Genomic DNA, 1,673 nt, shown 5'->3' with positions numbered 1-1,673 from the left:
CCTGCATTCCCCAAGTGGCGTGTCGTTTGAGGTGAAGATCGCCTGTATCCGAGCGCTAGACAAGGATTTTCTGCCGCAAGCGGCACCTGCGGTCGCGCAGACTGCTGGATCTGGACGGATCAGACCGCGAAGCCGCTGTTTCCTTGCCCAGGGGCGGCGTTTTTCAGCGCAGCGGACAGATCTGTCCAGCCGCTTTCGTTCAGTTTGAGCGTGGATCGCGATCATGCGCATAGCGGTGGCGCTCGCAATCGGCGGATAGCGGCGAGGATGGCGCGTACCATCGTGCCGGTGACAGCGACCTCGGCCAGCTGGAAGGTGATGGTGCGGGCGTGACGGACCACACGTGCCCCGATCTTGATCAGCTTCAGTTGCAGGCTGGTCAACGACCAGTCGGCCATGGCCTCGGGCAGCTCGATGCAGCGCAAGAAGGTGGCCAGGTTGTACGCCAGGGCGTGCAGTTGCAGCCGCACCTCATTGTCGCGGAACTTCCGGCACGACAGCCGCGTCCAGCGAAAGGCGTATTTGCCCTCTTTGATGTGCTGCTCGGCGGTGCCGCGCTGGTTGTAGAACCGCACCACCCAGTCCGGCTCCATCGGCAGGTTGGTGACGATGAAGCCGACACGCGGGAACAGTTCGCCCGGATGCCATTCGATCTTGGCGATCACCCGGCGTTCCTTGTCCCAGGACGCCGCCTGATACTCGAATTCCTCGAAGAACCGCTTGACCTTGGTCAGTGACGGCCGCCCGACAGGGCGCGTTAGCCGATGCGCGATCTTGTCCTTGAGGACCGCGTTTGCGGGCAGCCGGATGGCGTAGAAGAGCCGCGCTTCTTCCAATCGCTCATAGATCGCCGGGATCGCGTAGGCAGCATCGGCCCGGAAGAACCTGCCACCAAGGTCGCGCTCCGCGTAGCGCGCAATGACGGGGTCGAGAACATCACGCCAGCCATCGGCGCTGTGGACGTTGCCATGGCGCAGGGCGCAGCGTTCCAGCATCCCGAACTGGTTGAACAGAAAGTTGGGGTGATAGCAGCTACAGTCGAAATGGCCATTCCAGGCGGACCCTTCCTGGTCGCCATGGGTCGGGCTGACCGAGCTGTCCATGTCCAGAACGATGTACTTCAGCCCGTTCCGGTCATGGAACCGGTCGATCCATTGCCCGTTCAGGTCGGCCAGCGCGGCACGGTTCCCGGCCAGAGCCAGCGTCTCGGTCTCGAACCGTCCCATCTGCGATGCCGAGGCCGCTTGTGCATCGACCGCTCTGCCGCCGACAACTTGGCGCATGACCGGATCGCAGGCGAGACGGTTGGCGTCGTTGACATCCTCGTATCCGGCCAGCCGCCCAAAGACTGATTGCCGGAACAGGCCGTCGAGCCGATGGACCGTGTTCTTGCCAGAGCGAGTATCGCGCAGCGCCGCTGACGCCAAATCGGACAACCCGAGCGCGTCATCAAGCTCGCGCATCACCAGAAGGCCGCCGTCGGAACTGAGCTGCGTGCCGCGAAATTCCAGCCGCACGCGAGGGTCGAAATCCACCCGATCTGCCCGTTGCAAGCCCGCACCCTCTGGGTGATCCATGAAACGCGCCCCTCGCAGCCTTCAACACCATGTTTTATATAGGAAATATAATGGTCAGGACAGCGAAATCAGCGCCTTACTTGGGAAATGTGGGCT

General features: G+C 62.5%; 1 protein-coding gene. It reads right to left on the bottom strand.

The genetic code is table 11. The features are described from left to right. Positions 1-221: 221 nt before the first annotated feature. Positions 222-1,577, bottom strand: coding sequence for an IS1380-like element IS1247 family transposase (locus Q9295_RS17935; RefSeq protein ID WP_306681957.1), 1,356 nt, complete (start codon positions 1,575-1,577; stop codon positions 222-224). Positions 1,578-1,673 lie beyond the last annotated feature (96 nt).

Origin of the sequence: Pseudogemmobacter lacusdianii (assembly GCF_030848395.1) — a bacterium.
Taxonomy (GTDB): domain Bacteria; phylum Pseudomonadota; class Alphaproteobacteria; order Rhodobacterales; family Rhodobacteraceae; genus Pseudogemmobacter; species Pseudogemmobacter lacusdianii.
Note: the sequence above shows the minus strand (reverse complement) of the source record. Positions and strands in the feature narration are given on the sequence as shown.

Excerpts from the sequence above, each read along its gene's own strand:
- Q9295_RS17935 (WP_306681957.1), bottom strand. The coding sequence starts at position 1,577 with ATGGATCACCCAGAGGGTGCGGGCTTGCAACGGGCAGATCGGGTGGAT.